The 25,379-nt window shown below is 60.1% G+C and carries 23 protein-coding genes, 1 tRNA gene and 1 pseudogene; 10 read left to right on the top strand and 15 right to left on the bottom strand.

Going from position 1 to position 25,379, the window contains the following annotated elements; genetic code table 11:
• Positions 1 to 9 precede the first annotated feature (9 nt).
• From C7H09_RS01335 to C7H09_RS01320, 4 genes and pseudogenes are all read right to left on the bottom strand, one after another.
• Positions 10 to 441, bottom strand: coding sequence for a hypothetical protein (locus tag C7H09_RS01335; protein WP_338064006.1), 432 nt, complete (start codon positions 439 to 441; stop codon positions 10 to 12).
• Positions 442 to 485: 44 nt separating this feature from the next.
• Positions 486 to 917, bottom strand: a complete 432-nt coding sequence (locus C7H09_RS01330; protein WP_106760859.1) for a GlcG/HbpS family heme-binding protein — start codon at positions 915 to 917, stop codon at positions 486 to 488.
• A gap of 94 nt (positions 918 to 1,011) precedes the next feature.
• The gene (xdhC, locus tag C7H09_RS01325; RefSeq protein WP_106760858.1) at positions 1,012 to 1,884 is read right to left on the bottom strand and encodes a xanthine dehydrogenase accessory protein XdhC; all 873 of its coding nucleotides are present in this window, start codon (positions 1,882 to 1,884) and stop codon (positions 1,012 to 1,014) included.
• Positions 1,869 to 2,342 (bottom strand): annotated as a pseudogene (locus C7H09_RS01320) (molybdopterin cofactor-binding domain-containing protein); the annotation flags it as partial. The gene xdhC and the pseudogene C7H09_RS01320, both read right to left, overlap by 16 nt.
• On the opposite strand from C7H09_RS01320, the gene C7H09_RS01315 reads away from it, so the two are divergent.
• The 6 genes from C7H09_RS01315 to pyk all read left to right on the top strand — a co-directional run bounded on the left by C7H09_RS01315 (position 2,325) and on the right by pyk (position 8,966).
• Positions 2,325 to 2,534, top strand: coding sequence for an ureidoglycolate lyase (locus tag C7H09_RS01315; protein ID WP_240616472.1), 210 nt, complete (start codon positions 2,325 to 2,327; stop codon positions 2,532 to 2,534). The pseudogene C7H09_RS01320 and the gene C7H09_RS01315 sit on opposite strands and share 18 nt — an antisense overlap.
• A 65-nt stretch (positions 2,535 to 2,599) precedes the next feature.
• Positions 2,600 to 4,375 (top strand): glyoxylate carboligase, encoded by a 1,776-nt coding sequence (gene gcl / locus C7H09_RS01310; protein WP_106760857.1) that lies wholly within the window; start codon positions 2,600 to 2,602, stop codon positions 4,373 to 4,375.
• Positions 4,376 to 4,450: 75 nt separating this feature from the next.
• On the top strand, positions 4,451 to 5,230 hold the full coding sequence (gene hyi, locus C7H09_RS01305; protein ID WP_106760856.1) for a hydroxypyruvate isomerase: 780 nt from the start codon (positions 4,451 to 4,453) through the stop codon (positions 5,228 to 5,230).
• 31 nt (positions 5,231 to 5,261) lie between these two features.
• Positions 5,262 to 6,149 carry a 2-hydroxy-3-oxopropionate reductase gene (locus tag C7H09_RS01300; protein ID WP_106760855.1) on the top strand — a complete coding sequence of 296 codons (888 nt, stop codon included), beginning with the start codon at positions 5,262 to 5,264 and terminating at the stop codon, positions 6,147 to 6,149.
• Between the two features lie 61 nt (positions 6,150 to 6,210).
• A complete protein-coding gene (locus C7H09_RS01295; RefSeq protein ID WP_106760854.1) occupies positions 6,211 to 7,512 on the top strand; it encodes a glycerate kinase type-2 family protein in 1,302 nt (433 codons plus the stop codon).
• A complete protein-coding gene (pyk, locus tag C7H09_RS01290) occupies positions 7,509 to 8,966 on the top strand; it encodes a pyruvate kinase (protein WP_106760853.1) in 1,458 nt (485 codons plus the stop codon). Before C7H09_RS01295 ends, pyk begins: the two co-directional genes overlap by 4 nt.
• Before the next feature lie 34 nt (positions 8,967 to 9,000).
• On the opposite strand, the gene C7H09_RS01285 is transcribed toward pyk, so the two are convergent.
• The gene (locus tag C7H09_RS01285) at positions 9,001 to 9,753 is read right to left on the bottom strand and encodes a GntR family transcriptional regulator (RefSeq protein ID WP_106760852.1); all 753 of its coding nucleotides are present in this window, start codon (positions 9,751 to 9,753) and stop codon (positions 9,001 to 9,003) included.
• A 411-nt stretch (positions 9,754 to 10,164) separates the two neighbouring features.
• On the opposite strand from C7H09_RS01285, the gene uraD reads away from it, so the two are divergent.
• Positions 10,165 to 10,680, top strand: coding sequence for a 2-oxo-4-hydroxy-4-carboxy-5-ureidoimidazoline decarboxylase (uraD, locus tag C7H09_RS01280; RefSeq protein WP_106760851.1), 516 nt, complete (start codon positions 10,165 to 10,167; stop codon positions 10,678 to 10,680).
• Between the two features lie 281 nt (positions 10,681 to 10,961).
• Here the strand turns inward: uraD and C7H09_RS01270 are convergent, their stop codons facing one another.
• The gene (locus C7H09_RS01270; protein ID WP_240616471.1) at positions 10,962 to 11,960 is read right to left on the bottom strand and encodes a lipid A deacylase LpxR family protein; all 999 of its coding nucleotides are present in this window, start codon (positions 11,958 to 11,960) and stop codon (positions 10,962 to 10,964) included.
• A gap of 134 nt (positions 11,961 to 12,094) precedes the next feature.
• On the opposite strand from C7H09_RS01270, the gene C7H09_RS01265 reads away from it, so the two are divergent.
• Together C7H09_RS01265 and C7H09_RS01260 are read left to right on the top strand one after the other, a co-directional pair.
• Positions 12,095 to 12,481 carry a DsrE family protein gene (locus tag C7H09_RS01265; RefSeq protein ID WP_106760848.1) on the top strand — a complete coding sequence of 129 codons (387 nt, stop codon included), beginning with the start codon at positions 12,095 to 12,097 and terminating at the stop codon, positions 12,479 to 12,481.
• Positions 12,478 to 12,945 carry a glycine cleavage system protein H gene (locus tag C7H09_RS01260; RefSeq protein ID WP_106760847.1) on the top strand — a complete coding sequence of 156 codons (468 nt, stop codon included), beginning with the start codon at positions 12,478 to 12,480 and terminating at the stop codon, positions 12,943 to 12,945. Before C7H09_RS01265 ends, C7H09_RS01260 begins: the two co-directional genes overlap by 4 nt.
• A 30-nt stretch (positions 12,946 to 12,975) precedes the next feature.
• Here the strand turns inward: C7H09_RS01260 and C7H09_RS01255 are convergent.
• The 9 genes from C7H09_RS01255 to C7H09_RS01215 form a co-directional block, all read right to left on the bottom strand.
• Positions 12,976 to 13,071, bottom strand: a tRNA-Sec gene (locus tag C7H09_RS01255).
• 16 nt (positions 13,072 to 13,087) lie between these two features.
• Positions 13,088 to 15,013 (bottom strand): selenocysteine-specific translation elongation factor, encoded by a 1,926-nt coding sequence (gene selB, locus C7H09_RS01250; RefSeq protein ID WP_106760846.1) that lies wholly within the window; start codon positions 15,011 to 15,013, stop codon positions 13,088 to 13,090.
• Positions 15,010 to 16,425, bottom strand: coding sequence for an L-seryl-tRNA(Sec) selenium transferase (gene selA, locus C7H09_RS01245; RefSeq protein WP_106760845.1), 1,416 nt, complete (start codon positions 16,423 to 16,425; stop codon positions 15,010 to 15,012). The genes selB and selA overlap by 4 nt, the downstream gene beginning before the upstream one ends.
• A 15-nt stretch (positions 16,426 to 16,440) precedes the next feature.
• Positions 16,441 to 17,403, bottom strand: a complete 963-nt coding sequence (gene fdhE, locus C7H09_RS01240) for a formate dehydrogenase accessory protein FdhE (protein ID WP_106760844.1) — start codon at positions 17,401 to 17,403, stop codon at positions 16,441 to 16,443.
• Between the two features lie 121 nt (positions 17,404 to 17,524).
• The gene (locus C7H09_RS01235; protein ID WP_106760843.1) at positions 17,525 to 18,160 is read right to left on the bottom strand and encodes a formate dehydrogenase subunit gamma; all 636 of its coding nucleotides are present in this window, start codon (positions 18,158 to 18,160) and stop codon (positions 17,525 to 17,527) included.
• Positions 18,150 to 19,079: a formate dehydrogenase subunit beta gene (fdxH, locus tag C7H09_RS01230; RefSeq protein WP_106760842.1), complete on the bottom strand. Its 930-nt coding sequence runs from the start codon at positions 19,077 to 19,079 to the stop codon at positions 18,150 to 18,152. The genes C7H09_RS01235 and fdxH overlap by 11 nt, the downstream gene beginning before the upstream one ends.
• A 2-nt stretch (positions 19,080 to 19,081) precedes the next feature.
• A complete protein-coding gene (fdnG, locus tag C7H09_RS01225) occupies positions 19,082 to 22,156 on the bottom strand; it encodes a formate dehydrogenase-N subunit alpha (RefSeq protein ID WP_165794765.1) in 3,075 nt (1,024 codons plus the stop codon).
• Positions 22,157 to 22,476: 320 nt separating this feature from the next.
• The gene (locus C7H09_RS19920; protein WP_240616490.1) at positions 22,477 to 22,887 is read right to left on the bottom strand and encodes a solute carrier family 23 protein; all 411 of its coding nucleotides are present in this window, start codon (positions 22,885 to 22,887) and stop codon (positions 22,477 to 22,479) included.
• An 11-nt stretch (positions 22,888 to 22,898) separates the two neighbouring features.
• Complete coding sequence (locus C7H09_RS01215; protein ID WP_206074247.1) at positions 22,899 to 23,687, bottom strand: uracil-xanthine permease family protein; 789 nt, start codon at positions 23,685 to 23,687, stop codon at positions 22,899 to 22,901.
• Positions 23,688 to 24,010: 323 nt separating this feature from the next.
• Between C7H09_RS01215 and C7H09_RS01210 the strand changes: the two genes are divergently transcribed.
• A complete protein-coding gene (locus C7H09_RS01210; RefSeq protein WP_106760839.1) occupies positions 24,011 to 25,327 on the top strand; it encodes a protein NO VEIN domain-containing protein in 1,317 nt (438 codons plus the stop codon).
• Positions 25,328 to 25,379 lie beyond the last annotated feature (52 nt).

Genomic DNA, 25,379 nt, shown 5'->3' with positions numbered 1-25,379 from the left:
CGGGATTGTTCAGGAGCCTTCGGCTTGCTGTTTGGCCTTTTGGCGCTTGAGGAAATCGATTTTCCACTGCTCCAGCCCGAAATACTCGGAATTGATGCTGTCTTCGATCTTGTATTCGTTTTTCAGCTGCTCAATGTCGGCACGGCGGGAGGCAAGGAACTCGTCGAACTGTGCCAGCACCTGCGGTTCGGTCTTGCTGGACAGCCGGAATGAGCTGCGCACATGGGGCAGATCCGGAACCGGGAGTGGTTTATACACCAGCGTGACCCCGGCGTGCTCGGCGAACATATCCAGCACATCCCGGGCAAAACCCTGATAGCTGGATTGCTCATCAACGCCGTAGTGGGGCAGAAAGTCGGCTTGTTCAACGCCGATGGTGTAGGTTTCTGCGCTGCAGTTCATCGAGATGAACAGCGCCAGCGAAGGCATAAAATATTTCACGAAAGCTCCACTGTAGGCTTGAATGTATGGCCGCAGTGTTGCGGTCACTTGCCGCTTCTACGCCATGCTGGGTTCTTGGAAAGCGCCGAAATGCCGGACTCGGCAACCTGGACATCCTGATCCGGGGCTACGCCGGATACACCTACGCTGCCAGCTACCCGGCCCCGTATCATCACCGGTACACCACCCTTCAAAAGCCCTTGCATGGGCGCAGACAGAAACGCGGTTCTGCCATTGTTGATGGCGTCCTCGAAGAAGGAGGTGGGCTTGCCGCCAATGGCCGCGGTGCGGGCCTTTTCGGTAGCAACGAAGGTGGTGAATGGCGCAGCATTGTCCAGCCGCCGCAGGGCCAGCAGATGGCCTCCATCGTCGGCAACGGCAATAGTCACGGCCCACCCGTGCGCTTCAGCTTCTGCTTGGGCACGGTCAAGAATGAACTCTGCATCCGCCAGAGTCAGTACGGTTTTCGTATTCATAATAGATGTTCCGGTGAGTTTTTGTTAAACGTTATGATCCGGAGTTGCTCGATCGCCCTGGGGCGATTCCGGGCTAATTGAAGCCCGGAGCATGTCATTTATGCACAGGCTTTGGCGAGGCCTCCACGGTTTCCCTGGTCAAGTCCTTCAGTGCCGACCAGGAAAGTCCTCGGCGCAAAGGCTTGCTACTGGCGCTGTTGGCGGCCAGCGCAAGCAATTCTGCAGACATGGATACGGCCACTTCCATCGGCCGCTTTCCGGGCACATCCAAACGGCCGACCGGGCAGCGCAGCTGCGCGATGTCGGTATCGGTGTAACCACGATGCTCCAGCCGCTGGCGGAATCGGTCGGCTTTGGTTTGTGAGCCGATCAGACCCAGGCTGAGTATGTCCTGCTGTTTCAGCAGCGCCTGGCACAACTCGAAATCCAGAGCGTGGTTGTGGGTAAGAATCAACACGTGCGCGTTGCGGCACAGGGCCGGGGCGTCGCCTACCGGGTCGTCGGTGCAGTGTACGGTGGTGTTGGCCGGTACCTGGGCCGGAAAGCACTCGGGGCGCGAATCTACCCAGATAATCTGCCAGGGCAACTCGCCCATGATGGTGAGCAGCGCTTTGCTGACGTGCCCTGCGCCAAACACTACCAGCCGGGCATCACTGCCGGGCTGGGCTTCCAGTAACACCGCCACGCTGCCACCGCAGCATTGGCCCAGGCTGGCGCCCAGTGGAAAGTGCGCCAGTTCGTAAGTGTAGTCCTGCTCGGCGAGGCGTTCCCGGGCCCGGGCGATCACCCGGTATTCCAGATGCCCGCCGCCAATGGTGTCGTAAGTGTGCTCCCGGGTCACCACCATTTTACTGGCGGGTTCCCGGGGTACCGAGCCGGTGACGCCCAGCACCGTTACCAGCACATAGGGCTGGCCGCTGCGTTCGCAGTCGGCCACGGCTTCAACCCAGTTCAGTCGTTCGCGCATACCGTTTCCTCCCGGACATCGGGCGCACCCGCCCGGGCCTGACTTTCCACCCAGCGACGGGTTTCGGTAACCGCTGCCAGCACCCGCTCCGGCGTGGCCGGGGTGTCCAGGGCCGGGCTGATCTGGTAGTCAGCGACACTGGCGACCGCATCGCGCAATGCCGACCACACCGAGATGGCGAGCATGAAGGGCGGTTCACCCACGGCTTTTGAGCGGAACACGGTGGCTTCCGGGTTCGGGCTGTGGGCCAGCAGGTTCACCCGGAAATCCGGAGGTGTGTCCGAGACCGCCGGAATCTTGTAGGTGGCCGGGCCATTCGACAGCAGTCGCCCTTCGTCATTAAAGACCAGCTCTTCGGTGGTCAGCCAGCCCATGCCCTGAATAAAGCCGCCTTCAATCTGGCCGATGTCGATGGCCGGGTTCAGAGACTGGCCGACGTCATGCAGGATATCCACCCGGGTGACAGCATTAATCCGGACGAGGTGCGCGCCTTCGTGACCAATGGCCAGCAGGGCGTGAACTACCGGGCCGGTACCTGGCACGCCATCCAGTCAGTGCTGGAACGTGAAGGCGAATTCCTGGTTGTTGACCGCGGCGGTGCCGGGCACAACTGTGACGAACATCCGTTGGAGGTTCGCGTAACCCTATAAATACATCGCCAGGCTGAACAAGTATTTCGTCTGACAATAAAAACAATTTAGCAGGAGAAAGTCTTATGGCTCGTATGACCGCAGCTGAAGCCGCAGTGGCAGTAATGAAAAAAGAAGGTGTTGACGTTGCTTTCGGGGTTCCCGGAGCCGCCATCAACCCCTTCTATGCCGCCCTTCGTAAAATCGGCGGTGTCGACCATGTGCTGGCGCGCCACGTAGAAGGTGCGTCGCACATGGCCGAAGGCTATACCCGCACCAAGCCCGGCAACATCGGGGTTTGTATCGGCACTTCCGGGCCTGCCGGTACCGACATGATCACCGGGCTCTATTCGGCCAGTGCCGATTCCATTCCCATTCTGTGCATCACCGGCCAGGCGCCGACCGGCAAGCTTCACAAAGAAGACTTCCAGGCGGTTGATATTCAGGCCATCGGCGGCCCGGTGACCAAGTGGGCGGTTACCGTACTGGAACCCGCCCAGGTACCCCGCGCTTTCCAACAGGCCTTCCAGATAATGCGCAGCTCGCGCCCGGGCCCGGTGCTGATCGACCTGCCCATCAACGTACAGATGGCCGAGATCGAATTCGACATCGACACGTACGAGCCGCTGCCTGCCTACAAGCCGGAAGCCACGCGAGCGCAGGCCGAAACAGCCTTGACCATGCTGAACGAGGCCGACAAGCCCTTGCTGGTGGCCGGTGGTGGCGTGATCAACGCCGACGCCAGCGACCTGCTGGTGGAATTTGCCGAGATTACCGGTGTACCGGTGATTCCGACGCTGATGGGCTGGGGTTCCATTCCCGATGATCACCGCCTGATGGCCGGGATGGTAGGGTTGCAAACCTCGCACCGCTACGGCAACGCCACCATGCTGGAATCCGATTTCGTGATGGGGCTGGGTAACCGCTGGGCGAACCGCCACACCGGTAATATCGAAACCTACACCAAGGGCCGCAAGTTTGTGCACGTGGACATCGAGCCCACCCAGATCGGCCGCATTTTCGGGCCAGACTACGGTATCGTTTCCGACGCCAAGGCGGCGCTCAAACTGTTTGTTGAAGTGGCCCGCGAATGGCACGCCGAAGGCAAGCTGAAAGATCGCAGTGCCTGGGTGGAAGAGTGCCAGGAGCGCAAGCGTACCCTGCTGCGCAAAACCGACTTCAACGATTCGCCAATCAAGCCCCAGCGGGTGTATCAGGAGATGAACAAGGCGTTCGGCAAGAACACCCGGTATGTCTCCACCATTGGCCTGTCGCAGATTGCCGGTGCCCAGTTCCTACACGTGTACCGTCCAAGGCACTGGATCAACTGTGGCCAGGCGGGCCCTCTGGGCTGGACCATTCCTGCCGCCCTGGGGGTGCGCCGGGCAGACCCGGACGCCAATGTGGTGGCGCTGTCGGGCGACTACGACTTCCAGTTCATGCTCGAAGAGCTGGCGGTTGGTGCCCAGTTCAAGTTGCCTTATCTGCACGTTCTGGTAAACAACTCCTACCTGGGGCTGATTCGCCAGGCACAGCGTGGCTTTGACATGGACTACTGCGTACAGCTGTCGTTCGAGAACGTCAACTGTCCGGAAATCAACGACTATGGGGTAGACCATGTGTCGGTGGTTGAAGGCCTGGGCTGTAAGGCGATTCGGGTCACCAGCCCGGACGACATAGCCGGTGCCTTTGAAAAGGCCAAGTCACTGATGCAGGAGTATCAGGTGCCGGTGGTGGTTGAGATCATTCTGGAGCGGGTAACCAACATCGCCATGGGTACAGATCTGGACGGCGTGAACGAGTTTGAAGCGTTGATTGAAAACGCCGCCGATGCACCTACCTCCATCGCCAGCCTGACCTGAGTGCAGCATCCGGCCCTGCCAGCGGCGGCAAACCGCTGACAGGGCAAGTACAACAACGGACAAAGGAGATTCGGAATGCCCAAGTTTGCAGCAAATCTCAGCATGTTGTTCACCGAAGTGGACTTTCTCGACCGTTTTGAAGCCGCCGCAGCTGCGGGGTTTCAGGGCGTGGAATACCTGTTTCCCTACGATTACCCGGCAGTTGATATCAAACAGCGGCTGGACGCCAACAACCTGACCCAGGTACTGCACAACCTGCCAGCGGGCGATTGGGGTGCCGGCGAGCGCGGTATTGCCTGCCACCCGGACCGGGTACAGGAGTTCAAGGAAGGCGTTGAACGCGCCATTGATTACGCCGCGGTACTGGGCTGCAAGCAGGTGAACTGCCTGGCCGGTATCAAGCCTGAAGGTGTCAGCCAGGAGCAGGCACACCAGACCTTTGTAGACAATCTGCGCTACGCCGCCGACAAGCTGAAAGCGGCCGGTATTGTGCTGGTGATGGAAGCTATCAACACCCGTGATATCCCCGGCTTTTTCCTGAACCGCACCGACCAGGCGGTGGCGATTGTTGAAGAAGTGGGCAGCGACAACCTGAAACTGCAGTACGACATCTATCACATGCAGATTATGGAAGGCGATCTGGCCCGTACCATCGAAGAAAACCTGTCTCTGATCGATCATGTCCAGCTGGCTGACAATCCGGGTCGCCACGAACCGGGTACCGGGGAAATCAACTACCCGTTCCTGTTCGCGCACCTGGACAAGCTTGGCTATCAGGGCTGGATAGGCTGTGAATACAAGCCGGCGGCCACCACCAAAGAAGGCCTCGGCTGGCTGGATCAGGCAAAACAATAAGCAACCGGAAACGATCCAGAAGGAGAGAATCATGAGCAAGATCGGATTTATTGGTCTCGGAATTATGGGCCGCCCGATGGCCGGCCACCTGATGGCCGCGGGTCACGAGCTGGTGACCTATGTTAAAGGCGGCAGCCTGAACAACGAGCTGGCCGAAAAAGGCATGGTAGCTCTGGATTCGCCAAAAGCGGTGGCAGAGCAGGCTGAAATCATCATCACCATGGTGCCAGACACCCCCGACGTGGAAGAGGTGCTGCTGGGTGAGCAGGGTGTTATCGAAGGCCTGAAGCCGGGCACTCTGGTCATCGACATGAGCTCCATTGCCCCGATTCCCACCCAGGCCATTGCCAAGCGCATTACCGACGCCGGTGGTGAGTTTCTGGATGCCCCGGTCTCCGGCGGAGAAGGCGGCGCCATCAATGCCGCGCTGACCATCATGGTCGGTGGCCCGGAAGCCAGCTTCCAGCGTGCGCTGCCGGTACTGGAAGTGATGGGCAAGACCATCACCCTGATTGGCGATCACGGTGCGGGCCAGATCTGTAAGGTCGCCAACCAGATCGTGGTGGCGCTGACCATCCAGGCCACCGCGGAAGGCCTGCTGTTCGCCTCCAAGGCCGGTGCCGATGTCAGCAAGGTACGCGAAGCCCTGCTGGGCGGTCTGGCTCAGTCCAAGATTCTGGACGTGCATGGCGAGCGCATGATCAACCGCACCTTCGACCCGGGCTTCCGCATTCGCTTGCACCAGAAAGACCTGAACCTGGCCCTGGAAAGCGCCCGCACCCTGGATCTGTCGCTGCCGGGCACCGCGAACGCCCAGCAACTGTTCCAGGGCTGTGCTGCTAATGGTGGTGCAGACTGGGATCACGCCGGTCTTGTCCGGGCGCTGGAAGAACTGGCCAACCACGAGATTGGCAGCTAAACGGAAGTACACCTGAACCGCGTGTATTTCCCTGACGTTATTAAAGTATGAGGACCCGCCAATGCGTGTCTTGCCTGAAAAACCGGACGTGAAGGATCCGGCAAGCGTGAGTGGTTGGCTCAAGCAACTGGCCGATGTGGCAGTGTCTGCGGTACACCCCGACACACTGTTTTCGCCAGACCAGCTCCCGGCACGCCCACCCGGGCGGACCGTTGTCATTGGCGCGGGCAAAGGGGCAGCCGCCATGGCTGCCGCCTTTGAACGGGCCTGGGAAGCCGCCGGCAACGATGCCGGGCTGACCGGGCTGGTGGTTACCCGTTATGGCCACGGCGCGGACTGCCGCCACATCCAGGTGCTGGAAGCCTCTCATCCGATGCCCGACGAACTCGGTGAAAAAGCCGCCCGGCAAATGTTGGAAGCGGTTCGGGATCTGGGGGAAGATGACCTGGTGGTGGCGCTGGTGTCCGGGGGCGGATCCGCCCTGATGACCTTGCCCGCCGAAGGCCTGACGCTGCCGCAGAAACAGGCCATCAACCGCGCCCTGTTGCGTTGCGGCGCGCCGATACGGGAGATCAACACCGTTCGGCGCCACTTGTCGGCCATCAAGGGAGGCCGCCTGGTGGTTGCCGCCCATCCGGCCAAAGTGGTGACCTACCTGATTTCCGACGTGCCGGGGGACGACCCGACACTGATTGCCTCCGGGCCGACACTGCCGGACAACACCCAACCCCGGGACGCCCTGGAGATTCTGGAGCGTTACGGCATCGAGATTCCCGATGAGGTGCGTCAGCATCTGATCAGTGATGACAGTGCTCCGGCACCGGACTCTCCGGGGTTTGCCCGGGATGAAACCATTATGCTGGCCAAGGCCAGCGACGCCCTGGATGCCGCCACCGAGGCCGCCCGTGGGGCGGGCCTGGACGTCCGCGTGCTGGGTGATAACCTGGAAGGCGAATCCCGCGAGCTGGGCGCCAGCCACGTGGCCATGGCGCTGGAGCTGCAGCAGCAGATCGACAAGCCGCTGCTGATTCTTTCCGGTGGCGAAACCAGCGTGACCGTGCTCGGTGAGGGCCGGGGTGGTCGCAACGCCGAGTACCTTCTGGGCGCCTACACTGCGCTGAAAGGTGCCCCCGGGGTTCACGTGCTGGCCATTGATACCGACGGCATCGACGGTTCCGAGGACAACGCGGGCGCCAGCTTTGGCCCGGAAGACTGGTCTTCCTCACTGAGCCCGGAGCAGTATTTGGCCCGCAACGACGCCTATGGCTTTTTCGAGCAGCTGGATCGGTTGATTTTCACCGGGCCGACTCGCACCAACGTTAACGACTTCCGCGCCATACTGGTGCTCCCGAGGAACCCATGACAACCAGCAAACATCCGATTCGCCGCACCAAAATCGTGGCGACCCTGGGCCCGGCCAGTGATCAGCCGGGCGTACTTGAAGCCATGATCAAGGCAGGCGTAGACGTCGTGCGCCTGAACTTCTCTCACGGTACCCAGGAAGACCACAGCCGCCGCCTGGCAGAGGTGCGCGCCGTGGCAGACCGGCTGGGCCGAACCGTAGCGGCCCTGGGCGACCTGCAGGGCCCGAAAATCCGCATCGCCCGCTTTGCCGAGGGTGCGGTTACCTTGAAAAAGGGCCAGCCGTTCGTGATCGACATGGCCATGGACAGCAACGTCGGTAACAGCGAGCGTGTGGGCTGTGACTACAAGTCTTTGGCAGAGGATGTCTCCGCTGGTGACCGCCTGCTGCTGGACGACGGCCGCCTGGTACTGACCGTCGATGCCGTTACCGACAGCGAAGTCCGCACCACCGTGGTAGAGGGCGGCAAGCTCTCTAACAACAAGGGCATCAACAAACAGGGCGGCGGGCTGTCTGCCGCTGCTCTGACCGACAAAGACCGGGACGACCTGAAAGCGGCTGTGGCCATGGGCGTGGATTACCTGGCGGTATCCTTCCCGCGCAGTGCCGATGACATGCGCGAGGCCCGGGAATTGCTGGGTGAGGCTGGGCGCAACATCGGCCTGGTGGCCAAAGTAGAGCGGGCTGAAGCCGTGGCCGACGACCAGGTGCTGGACGACATCATCCGGGCCTCTGAGGCCGTAATGGTCGCCCGGGGCGATCTCGGCGTCGAAATTGGTGATGCCCAGCTGATTGGCGTACAGAAACGCATGATTACCCGGGCCCGGCAGTTAAACCGGGCGGTGATTACCGCCACCCAGATGCTGGAAACCATGATCTCTGCGCCGCTACCCACCCGTGCCGAAGTGTTCGATGTGGCCAACGCGGTACTGGATGGCACCGATGCGGTGATGTTGTCGGCAGAAACCGCAGCGGGCGATTACCCGGTGGAGGCGGTGCAGGCCATGAACCGGTTGTGCCTGGGTGCCGAGCGGGAGAAAAGTGCCCAGGAATCCGGCCACCGGATGCGCCAGGGATTTGCCCGCCCGGACGAAGCCATCGCGCTGTCTGCCATGTACGCGGCCAATCACTTGAAGGGTGTGGCTGCCATTGCCTGCATGACCGCCACCGGCCGCACGCCGCTGATCGCCTCACGCATTCGCTCCGGCTTGCCGATTGTTGGCCTGGCCCACAACACCCTGGCCCAGCGCCGCATGGCTCTGTTCCGTGGTGTGGTGTCGGTCTTGTTCGAGCCAGGTGATGTGCCGGTGGAAGAACTGGCGACCCGGGCGGTGGAACTGCTGAAATCCAAAGGCATCGCTGCCCAGGGTGATCAGGTGATTCTGACTTACGGCGACCGGGTAAACGTGGATGGCAGCACCAATACTATGAAGATTGTCGAGGTGGGCGCTTAAGCCCACTCGCGGTCAGTGCGCAAAAGGCTGGCGGCTACTTGCTGCCAGTCTTGGCCCGTGACTGGCCAATGTGGGAAAAGATCGCGTGCAGATCGTCTGTTGCGCCGTCGTTCTCGAAGCTCAGCTTCTCATCGATATGATCCATATGGTGCATCATCAGCGACACTGCCCTGTCGGTATCCCGGGCTTCGATGGCATCCAGTAACTCGTTGTGTTCGTCGAAAGAGCAGTGGGAGCGGGTGACTTTCTCGTACTGGGCAATGATCAGCGAGGTTTGCGACACCAGGCTGCGCTGAAAACCGACCAGCGGCATATTATTGGCCACTTCCGCCAGTTTCAGGTGAAACTCACCGGACAGCCGGATGCCGGTACCGCTTTCGCCTTCGGCAAAGCAGTCCTGCTCTTCTTTTACCAGTTCCCGCAGGGCTTTGAGTTGCTTGTCGGTGGCGTTTTGCACCACCAGTTCGGTGATGGCCCGTTCCACCAGCCGGCGGGCGTAGAGAATCTGCCGGGCTTCTTCTACGCTGGGGTTAGCGACAATGGCACCGCGATTGGGGCGAATGGAGACAACCCCTTCGTGGGCCAGCTGCATCAGCTCACGGCGGATGATGGTGCGGCTTACACCGAAGATTTCGCCCAGGGCTTCTTCACTGAGTTTGGTGCCTGGCGCCAGACGGTGCTCCAGAATCGCGTCGAAGATGTGAGCGTAGATGGTGTCACTTTTGCTTCCGCTGCGCTTCTTGAAGGTTTTGTCGGACATAGGGGCGGAGTCTGTTTTTTTATTCATAATTACTCGCGACTGGCTAGCGTGGCAGGCAAACAAGGCCTTTGAAAGCGACAGTAGTATCCTTAATTGAATACCAGTGCTAAAGCATTATTGTTCACAGATAGGCCGCTAATGTGAAGCACAAAACCAAAAAAAACCGCCGGAGGGGCGGTTAAATTACACCGAGACAAGGCTGGTGTGATGACACGATTAGCCTGACTGCATTGAGGGTCTGCGTGATCCCCGCTGCAAAGTGTGACTGACTGACAAATCAGGCTGGATATAATCTAGCACAACAAATTCAAATCCGATACATTTGTGATATAAAAATGTATACGAAATTGATCTGGTTGGTGTCCGATTGATTGTTTCTCGCGCTTTCGACGGCGTCTGCCAGCCATTCCGGAACTGTCCATTGCCAAGGAGTACTGTATGAGCCAATTCAAAACCCTGACCCCCTCAACCCTTACCCGGGATGAATTTGTCGCGGCCTTTGCCGATATTTATGAGCACTCCCCCTGGGTTGCCGAGCGGGTCTACGACCAGGGCGTGGACGATTCCCTGAACACCATCGAAGTGCTGCACCAGCGCATGGCCGACACCCTGCTCGCGGCCGACCGCGACACCCAGCTGGCGCTGATCAACGCTCACCCGGATCTGGCAGGCAAGGCTGCCAAGCAAGGCGAGCTGACCGAGGCCAGCACCAACGAGCAGGCCGGAGCGGGCATCCAGGAGTGTACGCCGGAAGAATTTGATCGTTTCACCGAGTACAACGAGGCGTACAAAGCCAAGTTCGGCTTCATCTTTATCATGGCCGTGAAAGGCAGCAACCGGCACCAGATTCTGGCGTCGTTCGAGGAGCGCCTGAATAACTCTCAGGAGCAGGAATTCCAGCGGGCGCTGGCGGAAATCAATAAGATTGCGATGTTCCGTTTGCAGGATATGTAAGTAACGCCCGGGCACCGCAGGCCGTATTCGTTTGGCTGCCTGCGGTGTTTTTTCACCCGCCCGAGGCGAGGCCAGCGGACGATCAACCGGATGAAACGCGGCCTTCCACCACGGAGAGCCGGTGAAACACGGTCTCCGTTCACCAGAAGATCCAGCTGGCCCTGTTCCTGTTCAACCTGCTGGAACAAGGCACGTACCTGGTCATCGTTGCCGTGGTCGCAGCCGGGCGTTTGCATCGTCTTATCAGACTACTGTGTATGGTGGCCAGCGGGCCTGTGGCTTCACAGCGCCCAGGACAAAGACAGGGTACCGAAACTGAAGTTGTCTTTATTGCGCTGCTCTTCGCCGGTGGTGGCCCGGAAGATCATGGCGGCCTGCAGCCTGTCCCACTGCCAGGTAGCGCCCAGGCCAATCTGGCCGAGCACGGGGCTCTCCTTGAAACGATACGGGCCGGAATTATCCTCGAGGTAGGAGTAGGCCACGTAGTCCACGCCAAGGCCGACAAATACCGACCAGCCGCTGCCGCTGTCATTAAAGGAACCGGGTAAGGCAATGGCGGAGGAAGCGCCTGCGTAATCCGGCACAAAATTCATCGGCAGGTTGCGGCCCATATGCCAGATCAGGCCTGTGGTGGCGGTGGTGCGAAAGCTGGAGAGCAGGGCAGACCCTACCAGGGCAACCCGCTGTTCAATTTGCCCTGGCTGGCCCCAATGGCCCAGTTTCTGGCCGTGGGCAAGCTGCACACCACCCACAATATCGGTGCCCAGCTGATTGTCCCAGCCTGCCGGACGTTCACTGCCGGTAACCTTGTGTACCCACTCCTGCACCGATTCGGCACCGCTGTCCGGGCCGACAATCCCGATGTGGGCGCCATAACCGGTAATGCTGTCAGCGTTCCAGCGCCACAGGGTGCCGCTCAGAGACAGGTGCCCGGCGTAGGGGATGTCGTCCAGCTGGGGTTCGGGGTTGGTAATGTCGGCCGGGGTGACCATCAGCTGCCGGAGGCTGAGGGTAAGGGCGTGTTCATCGCCCTGGTTCCCTACTCCTGGCAGCCAGGACAGCCTGTGTTTAACGCTGCGGGCGAACGCACCAGACGCGCCGGAGCCCTGTTCGGCAGAGTCCGTCAGGTAGGACAGCCGAACGCCATTGGTATAGCCCTTGTCCTGCCCGGTAAACAAATCATTATCCCAGGCAACATTGAAGACATCCGCCTGTGCTGCCAGAGGGCTCAGGGCCAGCACAATAGAACCCATAAATCTTGCACGTTTGTGGTTCGACAAGCGCCGCGACTCCTTGAGAATAGGTTGCGAATTACTCTATCAGATTTCGAGTTGGCTGCCAGCGGGTTTCCCGCTATTCCGGCCACTGTGATAGATTGCGTGCACAGGTTTACGCGTTCATTCAGGAGATCGAAGTGTCTGAGCCAGCGCAGCAGCGCGTTCTGATTCTGGTGACCAGTGGCCCGAGCACGCCAGCCCGCTGTGCCGCGCCTTTTCACACCGCCACCTTACTGGCGTGCCTGGATGCGGAGGTGACGCTGTACCTGACCGGCGAAGCCACGGAGTTAGCCCGGCCGGGGGTGGCGGAGCAGCTGTTTGCCCAGGAGGGGGGGCAGCCGGTGATTCACTTTATTCGCCAGGCCAAGCAGATGGGCGCCCGGTTGCTGCTTTGCCGCAAGCCGCCGGTGCCCGGCCAGGCGATGCCTGAGGATCAGCCGTTGATTCCGGAGGTGGATGAGTACGGCAGTGGTGGTGAAATGGCGGCGATGATTCTGGAATACGAGCGGGTGCTTTCGTTATGAAGCTTGAGGGTTTGAGTTTTCCGGACAACCTCTGGTACGCCCCTGGCCATAATCTGTGGTTGCGGGAAGAGACAAACGGCGAGGTAACTCTGGGCCTGAGTGCCTATGGTGTGGCCTTGTATGGCGATATTTTTGCGTTTACCCCCAAGCGGGTGGGGGTGTCGGTGGCGGTGGATCGCAGTTTTGGCGTGGTGGAGTTTGCCAAGGCGGCGGCCTCGGCGAAATCGCCCATTGCCGGAACGGTGACTGCCCACAATGAGGCGTTGTCGGGTCGGCCGGTGTTGATCAACCGGGATTGTTACGGTGATGGTTGGATGATCCGGATGCAGCCGGATGACTGGGCCGGGGCTTGCCAGCAGTTACTGCGGGGCGAGCAGGCGGTGGCTGCGTTTAACCGGCAGGCGGAGCTGGATGGTTTTGATCCGCAGGACGAAAGCGTTCAGGCGCTGAAGTGGAAATCCTGAGCCAGTCAGAACGCCCGGTGCCTGCTGAATTGGCGGAGGGCAGTGGGAGTCGAACCCACCCAGGAACGGCTGCCGTCCCCAACCGGATTTGAAGTCCGGCCACACCACCGGATGTGATTGCCCTCCAGCAGATGCCAAGATACTAGTCTGTTTTTACACGGGAAACCATGCTGCTTTCGTGGCGTATCCGGCGCTGATTGCCAAAGCGCCGGGTCACCCCCAGCCGATCCAGATATTCCAGCAATTGCACGCAGCGTTTGCGGCCCAGGCCGACGGCATCGCGAAAGTCGATTACTTCAAACTGGTTGTCGTCTCCCGACAGAACCAGCACTTGTCGTACCAGTTGTTCGATGCCCGATTCCGGGTAGAACAGATCCCGCACCACCTGATGTAACTGGCCCAGCCGGGCCAGCTTTCGCAGCAACGCCCGCACCTGATCTTCGCCCACGTCTTCCAGTCGGGCCAGATCCCGCACCCAGGGCGGGTTGATACCGCCGTGTTCCAGATGCGGCCAGAGCCGGGCTTTGAGAGCTTCTTCTTCATCACTCAATCGCACCTGATGGTCTGGCCGGTGCAGCCAGGGGCCACTGGTGAGGATCTGCTTGTCTGCCAGGGCTTCATCCAGCAGGGCAGCAAACACTGCCGGTTCCAGGTAAGGCACGCCGTAGCGCCGCAACCGACTGCGGTCGGGGCCAGGCTCGTCGGGGTGTTCCTGATGAAAGCGGCTCAGGGCGTCGGTCAGCGCCGCCTGGTGGTTTTGCCAGATCGCTTCGCTGAACAGCCGGGGGCCTCGGGCGGTGGCTTTCTCCAGAGTTCCGGATGGGGAGTGCCAGTGCTCTGGTGACTGGTTGAACTGGCGTTGCAGGGTGTCTGGCGCCAGGCCATTGTCAGCTTGCGCCAGCAGCGATGGCAGGGCGTTGTCCAGCCCGCCACTGGCCAGGGCCCGCAGTTGGGCCAGTCTTGCTTCGCTGCGCCGTTGACGGGTTGGCCCGGCGGGATCGAGCACCGGCCCGCCACCGAGGGTTTGCCGGGCGGATTGATCCCGGATCACGACCCGATCGCCCCACACTGCCTGGCAGTGGCCATTCATCACAAGTTGTGCCAGCCCTGTTTGGCCAGGGGACAGGCTCTGCTGTTCCAGCAGCGCTACCCGGCCGGTCAGATGCTGTGCGCCCAGGTGAATGTGTACCGGGCTCCAGTGCGCCAGCGCTTTGGGTGCATCCGGCAGCAGACTCAGCTGAATATCCAGCCGACGGCTCGGATTGAGCAATTCTGGCTGCAGCAGCCAGCTGCCCCGCTCAATCTGCTCGGCTTTCAGGCGGTCGCCAGCCAGGTTGATGGCGACCCGCTGGCCACCGCGGGCCTGTTCCGCTACCTGATTCTGGGCGTGCAGGCCGCGCACCCGCACCGTTTGATGTTCGCCACTGGCACGGGCCAGCAACAGGCTGTCGCCGACCGCAATCCGGCCAGCCAATGCCGTGCCGGTGACGACCGTGCCCGCGCCGGAGATGCTGAACGCCCGGTCAACCGACAGTCGGAACCAGGTGCCCGGGTTGCTCCGGGCACTTTGCCCGGCTTCCGCCACCAGTGCCTGGCGCAGCTCGTCCACCCCTTCGCCGGTAATGCTGGAAACCCGGAAACCCGGTGCGTTCCGATAGGTGGTGGTGGCGAGCAGGTTACGTATATCGGCTTCGGCCGCTGCCTGTTGGGCGGCATCCACCCGGTCGCATTTGGTCAGCACCAGCCATAGCCGGGGAATGCCCAGTAACGCCAGAATGGCCAGATGTTCCCGGGTCTGGGGCATCACGCCGTCGTCGGCGGCCACCACCAGCAGGGCCAGATCTACCCCGCCGGCACCGGCCAGCATGTTGTGAACAAAGCGCTCGTGGCAGGGTACGTCGATAAAACCGAGAGTGTCGCCATCGCCCAACGAGGCGTATCGGTAGCCCAGGTCGATGGTGATGCCCCGGCTTTGTTCCTCGCGGCGATGATCACCGGCCTGGCCGGTGAGTGCCGCCAGCAGGGCGGTTTTGCCGTGGTCGATATGGCCTGCGGTGGCAATGATCATGCGCCGGGCACCACCAGAGCTGGCAGTTGTTCGACAAACGCGGTTTCGTCGTCCAGTTGGCGCAGATCCAACCAGAGCGCGCCGTCGTCCAGGCGACCAACCACCGGGATGGGTAGGCTGCGCAGGGCCGTCATCAGGGCGATGAGGGTGCGGTTATGTTCCTTGCGGGGGCCCACTGGCCGCAGGCAGAGGGCGGCGCTGGCCAGCCGGGCCACCGGCTGGGCACCACTGCCAATCATGCCAAGGGCGGGCACCGCCTCTATCTGCCATTGTTCACCCAGCTGGCGCGCCAGCAGCGGCGCCAGCCGTTCGGCCTGGGCACGGATGTCGGCTTCCGGCCGGGTCAGCAGGCGTAGGCTGGTTAGCCGGGTGTGCAGGCGGTCTGGATCCTGGTACAACCGCAGCACGGTTTCCAGGGCAGCCAGGGTCACCTTGTCCACCCGCAGGGCCCGTTTCAAGGGGTGGGCTTTGATGCGTTTGATCAGGTCTTTACGGCCGACAATCACACCAGCCTGCGGGCCCCCTAGAAGCTTGTCGCCACTAAAGGTGACTACATCGGTGCCTTCGGCCAGGGATTCCTGCACCAGAGGCTCCCGGGGCAGGCCATAACGGGACAGATCCACCAGGCTGCCGCTGCCCAGATCTTCCATAACCGGCAGCTTGTGGGCACGGCCGAGTTCGGACAGTGCCCGGGTTTTCACGCTGGCGGTGAAGCCCTGGAGGCTGTAGTTGCTGGGATGAACCCGCAGGATTAGCCCGGTCTGCTCGTTGATGGCGTTTTCGTAGTCCCGCAAATGGGTGCGGTTGGTGGTGCCAATTTCATGCAGCATTACCCCGGCCTGAGCCATGATGTCGGGAATGCGGAAGGAACCGCCGATTTCGATCAGCTCACCCCGGGAAATAATGGCCTCTTTACCCGCGCCTAAAGCGCCCAGGGTTAATAACACAGCCGCCGCGTTGTTGTTTACCACGGTGGCTGCTTCGGCGCCGGTGAGTTCGCAGATCAGGTTTTCCACCAGACTGTCCCGGTCGCCCCGCTGGCCGTTGTCCAGATCAAACTCCAGATTGACCGGGTGGCGCGCCGCCAGTGCCATTGCTTCTATCGCTTCTTCCGGCAGCAGGGCGCGCCCCAGATTGGTGTGCAGCACCGTGCCGGTCAGGTTGAACATACGGCGAATGTTGGGCGTCTGGGCGGCCTCAAGCCGGGCGGTTACCGCGGCCAGCAGGGCAGATTCCGCCAGTGCTGTCGGCTGCAGCTCGCCTTGGCGGTAGGCTTCGCTCAGTTCGGCCAGTACCGCCCGGGCGCTGGCGAGCACCGGGGCCCGGCCGTAAAGCTCCTGCAGGCTGTCCATACCCGGGCTACCCAGAAGCTGATCTACCGAGGGCGGGCGTGGTTGCTGTGGCGCATTCATGTTCTCAACCTTCCGTTAGTGAGTATCCCGGGTGGCGGGGGCGTCGGCGCTGGCGCCATCACCGCCCGGTGCCAGCAGCAGGTTGGGCGCCCGGCGGTGGAAGCCCTGTTCGGCCAGGCTCATGTCCAGGTCCAGGCTGGCCAGGTCGGCAGCCACCGCATCGCTGTTGGGGGCGTTTTCCAGATACAGCTGCTTCAGGCTGGTGTGGCATTGCGGGCAGCTTTCAGCGCGAATGCCGTAGGGGCTGTCGTCGAAGTGCAGGTATTCCAGGCCCTTGGTGCCCAGGCAATGGCTGCACTTCAGGCGTACGTAGTGCCATTGGGTGGCGCACAGGGAGCACACCAGATAGCGCACACCGTCGGCGGGGCGGCGGTGGTGGATAACGCCTGCCACCGGCAGCGAACCACAGCAGGGGCATTCGGTCTGGTCTTCCCGTTCGCGAATGGCCTTGCCATCCACTTGCCCCAGCCACAGTGTCCAGGCCAGTTGCAGGCTGGCGCCGAGAAACGGCACCAGGGCGCCGGGCAGTTCGCTGAAGCGCCCTCCTACCAGAGCCTCGGCCCAGTCCAACCGTTGCTTGGCGCTGGCCTGTTGCAGTTGCTCCAGGGCCTGATTGACTGGATCGGGTAACTCCGGATTCTGCTCGCGGAAACGCCCCAGCCAGGCTTCCAGAAGGGGTTGCCAGTGATTGTCCCGCAGCAGCGTATCCACCGACAGGGGTGGCATATCGTGCTTAAGCGCTGTGCTCAGGGCCTGCGCGTCCAGCGTGGGCAGTTCGGGCGGGTTTTCGAGTACTGCATCCTGGGCCTTGCTTACCCGGGCCATCAGGCTGAGGTAAGCGCCCAGGGGGTGGCCTTCCGCCAGACTTACCAAGCGTTCGGCGCGCCGCGCAAATACGTCTTTTGGCGGCAGCAAGACAAACGGTGGCGTGGTTGCAGATGCTTCTATCTGCCCGGGTTCAATAATTTTCGAGGACACCGTGTGGCTCCTTGAGGGTTGTAATAAACAAACAGCGCCCGGGGGCGCTGCCTGAATCTGTTATCTGTTAACAGTGTATAACAACGGCGGGGCTCCGGTTGCCGGGAGCCCGCCGTGGTTATCAGCGCTGGTTTTTGCGCACTTCGTCGTACCACAGGGCATGGTGCTTGCGCGCCCAGGCACGGCTGACCTTGCCAGAGGTCATGGCGCCCACCGAGCCTTTCACCCAGATAGCCGCGTAGATGTGCACAATGATGCTGCTGATCAGCACAAAGGCCGCCACCGCATGCAGCAAGCTGGCAAAGCGGATAACGCCAATGCCGAAGAAGCCGCTGAAGTACTCGCGCCAGATCACGATGCCACTGAACAACAGCGCCAGCATGCTCACCACCAGTACCCAGAACAGCAGTTTCTGCCCGGCATTGTACTTGCCGATGCGGGGCAGATTCTCTTCCCGGTTACTGATCATATCCCGCCACTGGGACAACCACTGGCGATCGTGGGCCTTGAACCGGTTACGCCCGGCAAAGCGGAACGCCAGCCCCAGGAAGAACAGCATCATGGCCACCCCGATAAAGGGGTGCAGGATGCGGGTCCAGGGGCCACCACCAAACAGGTTGGTCATCCAGAACAGAGCCGGGTGAAACAGCGCCAGGCCCGAGAGTGCAGCCATCACGAACAGCAGTGCGACCGCCCAGTGGTTGGATCGTTCGTTGGCGTTGTAGCGCTGAAGATCCTGGTTTTGGTTACTGTTCATCAGACTTTCCTCCCGCCTCCGGGCTGTTGCTACCCGCTTGTGCCGAGTCCTGCTCCACCGCTGCCTCGTCTTCTTTACTTACCCGGTTCGGTCCGATCCGGATGTAGTGGAAGAAGCCTGCGGCGGCGGTGGCCGCCATGGCCAGCATGGCCAGAGGTTTGGCCACGCCTTTCCAGGCGCCCACCAGCGGGCTGATGGCCGGGTCTCTGGGCAGGTCACTGTACAGCTGCGGTTTATCGGCATGGTGCAGAACGTACATCACGTGGGTACCGCCCACGCCCGGGGGATCGTACAGACCGGCGTTTTCATAGCCCCGGCCCTTGAGATCCTGGATACGCCAGTTGGCATGCTCCTTCATGTCGTCCTTGGTGCCGAAAACAATCGCCCCAGTGGGGCAGGTTTTGACACAGGCCGGTTCAAGGCCCACAGACACCCGGTCGGAACACAGGGTGCACTTGTAGGCCTTGTTGTCTTTCTGGGAGATGCGCGGCACATCGAACGGACAACCGGTAATGCAGTAGCCGCAGCCAATGCATTTGTCCTGGTCGAAGTCGACAATGCCGTTGTCGTATTTGACGATGGCGCCGGGGCTCGGGCAGGCCTTCAGACAGCCCGGATCCTCACAGTGCATGCAGCCGTCCTTGCGGATCAGCCATTCCAGATCGCCCTCGCTGGTCTCGTGCTCGTCAAAGCGCATGACCGTCCAGGAATCGGCGGTGAGGTCCGTGGGGTTGTCGTACACCCCCACGTTGTCACCCACTTCATCCCGCAGGTCGTTCCATTCCGAACAGGCCACCTGGCAGGCCTTGCAGCCAATGCACACGGTGGTGTCGATCAGCTTGGCCACCTCGTCGGTCTGGCGAACCGACGGGCTGGGCGTGGTGGTGGCGGAGCGTGCGATGATGTCTTGGGTAGCCATGATTACACCTTCTCCACGTTAACCAGAAACGACTTGTACTCGGGGGTGTTGGTGTTGCCATCCCCCACGAACGGCGTCAGCGTGTTGGTGATGTAGCCGTTTTTAGCTACCTCCACAAAGCCCCAGTGCAACGGAATACCCACGTGGTGAACGGTCTTGCCGTCTACCTGCAGCGGGCGAATCCGCTTGGTGACCACTGCAACCGCTTCGATAAAGCCGCGGTTGGAAGACACCCGCACCCGGTCTCCGGCCTTGATACCTAACTCCGAAGCCATCACCTCGCCCAGTTCCACAAACTGCTGTGGCTGCGCGATGGAGTTCAGCCGGTTGTGCTTGGTCCAGTAGTGGAAGTGCTCCGTTAACCGGTAGGTGGTGGCGGCATGGGGGAATTCATCGGCACGGCCGAAGACTTCCATGTCGTTGCGGAACACCCGAGACGCCGGGTTGCTGGTGACTGCCGCCGAATTCGGATGCAGCGGATTGCGGCCGATGGGCGTTTCGAACGGCTCGTAATGCTCGGGGAACGGGCCTTCGGCCATATTGCCCCGGGCGAAGAACCGGGCCACACCTTCCGGGTTCATGATGAACGGGTTCATGTTGTCTTCTGGCGCCGAGCGGGCCGCGAAGTCCGGCACGTCGGTGCCTGTCCACTTGCTGCCATCCCACCACACCAGGCGTTTGTGCTCGTCATCCCACGGCTGACCAGACGGATCGGCCGAGGCGCGGTTGTACAGAATGCGCCGGTTGGCTGGCCACGACCAGGCCCAACCCAGGGTCTGCCCCATGTCGTAGGGGTCTGAGTTGTCGCGCCGGGCCATCAGGTTGCCGTCTTCGGTCCAGGAGCCGCAGAACAGCCAGCAACCGCTGGCGGTGCTGCCGTCGTCCCGTAACTGGCCAAAGCCGGACAACTGCTGGCCAGCTTTCACCAGCACTTCACCGGTGTTCGGGTCTTTCAGATCCACCAGCGCCTTGCCGTTGAACTCCCGGGCGATTTCCTCCGGGGTGGGTTCGTCCGGGCGCTCGTAGGACCAGTCCAGGTTTAGGATCGGGTCCGGGAAGGCGCCGCCGTCCTGCTGGTACATGGCCCGCAGGCGATGGAACAGGCCACCCATGATGAATACATCCGGACGGGCTTCACCCGGGGGCTCGGCGCCTTTCCAGTGCCACTGCAGCCAGCGGCTACTGTTCACCAGCGAGCCGTTTTCTTCGGCAAAGCAGGTGGTGGGCAGCCGGAACACCGTGGTCTGAATGCTGGCGGTATCGACATCGTTGTAGTCGTCTACCTGCCGCCAGAACTCGGACGTTTCTGTGGTCAGCGGGTCCATCACCACCAGGTACTTCAGCTTGGACAAGGCCGCGCTGATCTTGGCTTTGTTCGGGAAGGCCGCAATCGGGTTAAAGCCCTGGCAGAAGTAGCCGTTCATCTTGCCTTCGTACATCATGTCGAAGACTTTCAGCACGTCGTACATCGGCACGTCGAGCTTCGGCAGCCAGTCGTAGCCCCAGTTGTTCTCGGCCGATACCGCATCGCCGTACCAGGCTTTCATCAGGCTGACGTGGAACTTGCCGTAGTTCTGCCAGTACGACAGCTGCCCGGGGCGCAGGGCCTGGGGTGCGCGTTTGGCGATGTAGGCGTTGTAATCCTGCTCGTTGTCCCGGGGCAGGGTCAGGTAACCCGGCAGAAGGTTGGACAGAAGGCCCAGATCGGTCAGGCCCTGAATGTTGGAGTGGCCGCGCAGGGCGTTCACGCCACCACCTGGCATGCCGATATTACCCAGCAACAACTGCAGCATGGCACCGGCACGGATCATCTGCGAGCCCACCGAGTGCTGTGTCCAGCCCAGGGCGTACAGAATGGTCATGGTTTTGCCGGGCACCGCGGTTTCAGCGATGGTATCCCATACCTGCATCATACGCTTGAGCGGCGTACCACAAATCTGGCTAACCAGTTCCGGGGTGTAGCGGCTGTAGTGCTTTTTCATCAGCTGGTACACGCAACGGGGGTGGCTCAGGGTCGGGTCGACGCGGGCGTGGCCGTTTTCATCCAGCTCGTAATCCCATTCGCTTTTGTCCGGGTAGCTGCGGGAGTCGGCGTCGTAACCGTTGTACAGGCCGTCTGCAAACGAGAAGCCTTCCTTCACGATAAACGGCATGTCGGTGTAGTTGCGCACGTACTCGTGCTGGATCTGATCGGTGTCCAGCAGGTAGTGGATCAGACCACCAAGAAACGCAATGTCCGAACCGGTACGAATAGGCGCGTACAGATCGGCCACCGAGGCGGTACGGGTAAAACGGGGGTCGACCACCACCAGTTTTGCCTGGTTGTGGGCTTTTGCTTCCGTTACCCATTTGAACCCGACCGGGTGTGCTTCTGCGGCGTTGCCGCCCATCACCAGCACCAGGTTGGCGTTCTTGATGTCGTTCCAGTGGTTTGTCATGGCACCACGGCCAAACGTCGGGGCAAGACCTGCCACCGTCGGTCCGTGTCAGACGCGCGCCTGGTTGTCGAAACCCAGAATACCTGTGGAGCGCACCACTTTATGTGTCATGTAACCCGCTTCACTGGACGCGGCAGACGCCGCCAGGAAGCCGGTGGTCAGCCAACGGTTGACGGTTTGCCCGGCGTCGTTTTTCTCAACGAAGTTGGCATCGCGGTCTTCCTTCATCAGGCGTGCAATGCGATCCAGAGCTTCATCCCAGGACACCCGCTTCCATTCGTTGCTGCCTGGCTCTCGCACCTGCGGGTAGTGCAGCCGGTTGGGGCTGCGGATAAAGTCGATCAGGCCAGCGCCTTTGGGGCACAGGCTACCGCGGTTGACCGGATGATCCGGGTCTCCCTCAATATGAAAAATTTCCTGCTTGGCGTTCTTGCCGCCGCTGCCGCGGCTGTACATCAGCAAGCCGCACCCTACCGAACAATACGGGCAGGTGTTACGGGTTTCCTTGCTGGCGGTCAGTTTGAAATGCCGAATGGAATCGGCAAACGCCGGCTCGGGCGTCATGCCGAGCGCGGCCAGGCTGGATGCACCCAGGCCCACCCCACAGAACTTGAAAAATTCCCGACGGTTCATGTCCATCGCGATTGTCTCCTCATCATGCTTACGCGCACTGGCAGGTGCCGCCTCTTTGAGCGGGTGGCTTGCTGCCAATGGCCCCTACAAAAACCAGTAGCCGCAGCCTTCACGCACCCGTTGGTGGTAAAGCTGCAGAATGGAATTTGCCTGGCACACCTCCGTGTGCCTATTAGCTAGGGTAGCAGTGGGAATTCTTTTTACCATGAGATCAGAGTCTTGGTTTGACACTGAGCAAGCCGGGGGAGGTACGCAGAAAAAAGGCAGGTTCAGAAACAAAAAAGCCCCGGCGATAACCTGCCGGGGCGTTGGGGGTAGAAGGTTATTCAGGCTCGGCTGGTTGCGGCCGTTCTGCGGTGAATGGAAGGGCTGTCGTTTTCAGACTCCTCACGATCTTCCTCTTCCATGGCCTCACGTTCTTTCTTTTCGTCGGCCAGGGTCATCTTCGGCAGAATGATGTTCAGCGTGAAGGCAACGAAGGCTGCAACCACAATCGGGGAGCCACCGATGATGCTCTTCAGTACATCCGGGAACAACGCGGTAGCCTCTGGTACAGAGGAAATGCCCATACTCAGGGCCAGCGACAGGCCGACAATGGTCATGTTGCGGGAAGATAATTCGTCTTTAATCAGCAGCTGAATGCCTGTGAGGGAAATCATGCCAAACACCGTAATGGTGGCGCCGCCCAGTACCGGGAAGGGAATGGTGGTGATCAGGGCGCTGAATTTCGGGCTCAGACCGGCGATGATCAGGAAGCCACCGGTGATGGCCAGAACAAACCGGCTGATTTGAAGGGCATGAAGCCCGGAATCGCCACGGCTTCTGCCTGGCCGATGTTCGAGAAGTTCACCATGCCCAGTGACAGGGCCAGCAGATAACCCACCACAATACCTACGATAACCGCGGCAAGTTTGATTACGCCTTTTCCGAACTGGGCGGCAATCAAGACCGTTAGCATAGTGACCATGCCCACGGCCCAGTTTTTCGGGTCGCCAAAGCCATCCGCCGCCACGTTGCCGCTACCGGCAATGTATTTGATGGCCACATCGTACAGGGACAGGCCAATCACCAGCACCACGGTACCCGCAACAACAGGCGGGAACAGGTGGCGGATGTACTGGATAAAGTAGCCCACCACCATCATCGAAATGCCGCCAATTAACTGGGCGCCAAGAATGCCTTCAATACCGTACTGGTTGCCCACCGCAATCAGTGTTGGAACATAGGCAAAACCCACCCCGAACAAGGCCGGCACCCGGGCACCGAGCTTCCACACACCGTATAGATGAAAAAGGGTAGAGATACCGGCGGCCAGAATGGCCGCCTGAATCAGCAGTAGTCGATCGGGAACTGACGCCCCGACAACACCAGCCACAATAATGGGTGGTGTAATGATGCCGGCGATCGCCGCCAGCAAATGCTGCAGGCCCAAAGGCTGGGCCTTGGAAATCGGAGGTCTGCTGTCGAATTCGAACAGAGACGTACTGACCGGTTGCCCGTTCTTGCCGAGCGCTTTTGAAACGTTGGACTCACTCATTTGAAGCTCACTCTTTCTTGTTTTCGTTTGTCTAACGTGTGATCGGATGTTGCATTGTGTCAAATCCTATACGTAATTGTATGCAAAATAATCCGAAAATTTTGGGTTGTAATGTTTACAGTTAGGTTGAAAAAGTGGGACGAAATAAAAAATTCACGCGTAATCGGTGGTTTACAGGCTTTTGATTGAATCTTGGTATCTGGCTCTATTCCCGGTACTGGGGATTTTCGGACCGAAAAGTGGCCGAGAAGGAATAACTCATTGAAAAATAGGTGGCTACAGGGTTAGATGTTCTCAAGGAGAGCCGACTGTTGGAGTAGTCAGTGAGCTTGCTTGATTATGAGAAGCGTTTTTCTGCGTTGCGCCTGAATAGTGGTGGTGGCCGTAAGAGCCCTCACAAAGTGGCTATGCTGCAGGCTGTAATCGAACGGGTAGAAAGAGGGCAGGTTACCAGCAATCGCTTTTACTTCGACGAAAGCTTGAAAGAGTGCTTTACCTATCATTTTAAACAGCTTGCTTCTTCATTGGATCGAAATAACCCTCACCTGCCATTTTTTCATCTGCGCAGCGAGAAGTTTTGGCACCACCAAGTGAAGCCAGGAAAACGCGAGAGTTATCAGCGCCTGACCACCGCGACATCGCCCGCAGTCTTGGGTGAGCACGTTGACTATGCCTATCTTGATGATGAGCTGTTCGAGTTGCTCGGCAATCAATTTGCACGGGAGCTTCTGAAATCGGCGCTGATGAACAACTTGGACAGTCAACGAATTCGAGACATTCTCCAGCCTGAAAGGGGCGGTTGGGATTGGTTGGAATGTGAGTTTCTAGTTAGTGACTATGTGGCGATGCTGGAAAAGGACTTGGCGGGTATTCGCTACAGCAAAGCCGAGCACCGCCGGGCATTGTTGCCCAAGCTCCACAATCGTTCTGAAGGGTCGATTGAGTACAAGCACCAAAATGTAAGTGCCGCATTGTTGGAGCTGGGTCTTCCTTACATACCCGGCTACAAGCCAGCGTTTAATTTTCAGCAACAGCTAAAGCAAGTCGTTCTATCGTATCTTGCGGGGCACCAGCAGCTGCTGGATGATGTGTCCCAGATTGCGGAAGCTGAGACAGGAAAGCGGGGAGTTGCAGTGACCGGGTGGGACCAGGTCTTTGACCCTGAGCCGCCAGAGTGCATACCCAAGGTCGCGGAGCAGCGGCCGAGCTATCTGGCCAAGCGTATCGACTTTGGCGAGCAAGAACGCCGAAACCGCCTGCTCGGCGAACGAGCCGAAGAATTCGTGCTTCAGCTCGAAAAACAAAGGCTGAGTGCATTAGGTCGTTCCGATTTGGCTGCTGAAGTTGAATGGTCGAGCAAAGCGCGTGGTGATGGTCTCGGCTTTGATATTCGGTCGTTCGATGGAGTGAAGGATGAAGAGCGTTTTCTGGAAGTGAAAGCGACACAATCCGGCAAATACCAGCCGTTTTTTATCAGTGAAAATGAGCGGTCATTCTCCAACGATTTTGCAGAAGCATTTCGGCTCTATCGCGTTTACCAATTTGGCACCGTTCCTCGGCTGTTTATCTTGCCGGGCGCTATTGAGCGGCATGTGAGCTTGTTGCCCAAAAGCTATCAGGCCATCTTCAGTCAGCAATAAGGCGGGCAATGGTGCTGGATGTTTTCGCTGAGGATGTATTTTATCCGTTTCA

The organism is Marinobacter fuscus, assembly GCF_003007675.1.
Lineage (GTDB): Bacteria > Pseudomonadota > Gammaproteobacteria > Pseudomonadales > Oleiphilaceae > Marinobacter > Marinobacter fuscus.
The sequence above is the reverse complement of the archived record's forward strand: the minus strand, read 5'-3'. Positions and strand labels throughout refer to the sequence as shown.

What these genes read in the sequence shown, in the direction of transcription:
- C7H09_RS01295 (WP_106760854.1), top strand. Translation starts at nt 6,211, where the DNA reads ATGCGTGTCTTGCCTGAAAAACCGGACGTGAAGGATCCGGCAAGCGTG.
- gcl (WP_106760857.1), top strand. Translation starts at nt 2,600, where the DNA reads ATGGCTCGTATGACCGCAGCTGAAGCCGCAGTGGCAGTAATGAAAAAA.
- hyi (WP_106760856.1), top strand. Translation starts at nt 4,451, where the DNA reads ATGCCCAAGTTTGCAGCAAATCTCAGCATGTTGTTCACCGAAGTGGAC.
- xdhC (WP_106760858.1), bottom strand. Translation starts at nt 1,884, where the DNA reads ATGCGCGAACGACTGAACTGGGTTGAAGCCGTGGCCGACTGCGAACGC.
- pyk (WP_106760853.1), top strand. Translation starts at nt 7,509, where the DNA reads ATGACAACCAGCAAACATCCGATTCGCCGCACCAAAATCGTGGCGACC.
- C7H09_RS01285 (WP_106760852.1), bottom strand. Translation starts at nt 9,753, where the DNA reads ATGAATAAAAAAACAGACTCCGCCCCTATGTCCGACAAAACCTTCAAG.
- C7H09_RS01215 (WP_206074247.1), bottom strand. Translation starts at nt 23,687, where the DNA reads ATGAGTGAGTCCAACGTTTCAAAAGCGCTCGGCAAGAACGGGCAACCG.
- fdxH (WP_106760842.1), bottom strand. Translation starts at nt 19,079, where the DNA reads ATGGCTACCCAAGACATCATCGCACGCTCCGCCACCACCACGCCCAGC.
- C7H09_RS01260 (WP_106760847.1), top strand. Translation starts at nt 12,478, where the DNA reads ATGAAGCTTGAGGGTTTGAGTTTTCCGGACAACCTCTGGTACGCCCCT.
- uraD (WP_106760851.1), top strand. Translation starts at nt 10,165, where the DNA reads ATGAGCCAATTCAAAACCCTGACCCCCTCAACCCTTACCCGGGATGAA.
- C7H09_RS01235 (WP_106760843.1), bottom strand. Translation starts at nt 18,160, where the DNA reads ATGAACAGTAACCAAAACCAGGATCTTCAGCGCTACAACGCCAACGAA.
- C7H09_RS01315 (WP_240616472.1), top strand. Translation starts at nt 2,325, where the DNA reads ATGCAGGATATCCACCCGGGTGACAGCATTAATCCGGACGAGGTGCGC.
- selB (WP_106760846.1), bottom strand. Translation starts at nt 15,013, where the DNA reads ATGATCATTGCCACCGCAGGCCATATCGACCACGGCAAAACCGCCCTG.
- selA (WP_106760845.1), bottom strand. Translation starts at nt 16,425, where the DNA reads ATGAATGCGCCACAGCAACCACGCCCGCCCTCGGTAGATCAGCTTCTG.
- C7H09_RS01330 (WP_106760859.1), bottom strand. Translation starts at nt 917, where the DNA reads ATGAATACGAAAACCGTACTGACTCTGGCGGATGCAGAGTTCATTCTT.
- C7H09_RS01300 (WP_106760855.1), top strand. Translation starts at nt 5,262, where the DNA reads ATGAGCAAGATCGGATTTATTGGTCTCGGAATTATGGGCCGCCCGATG.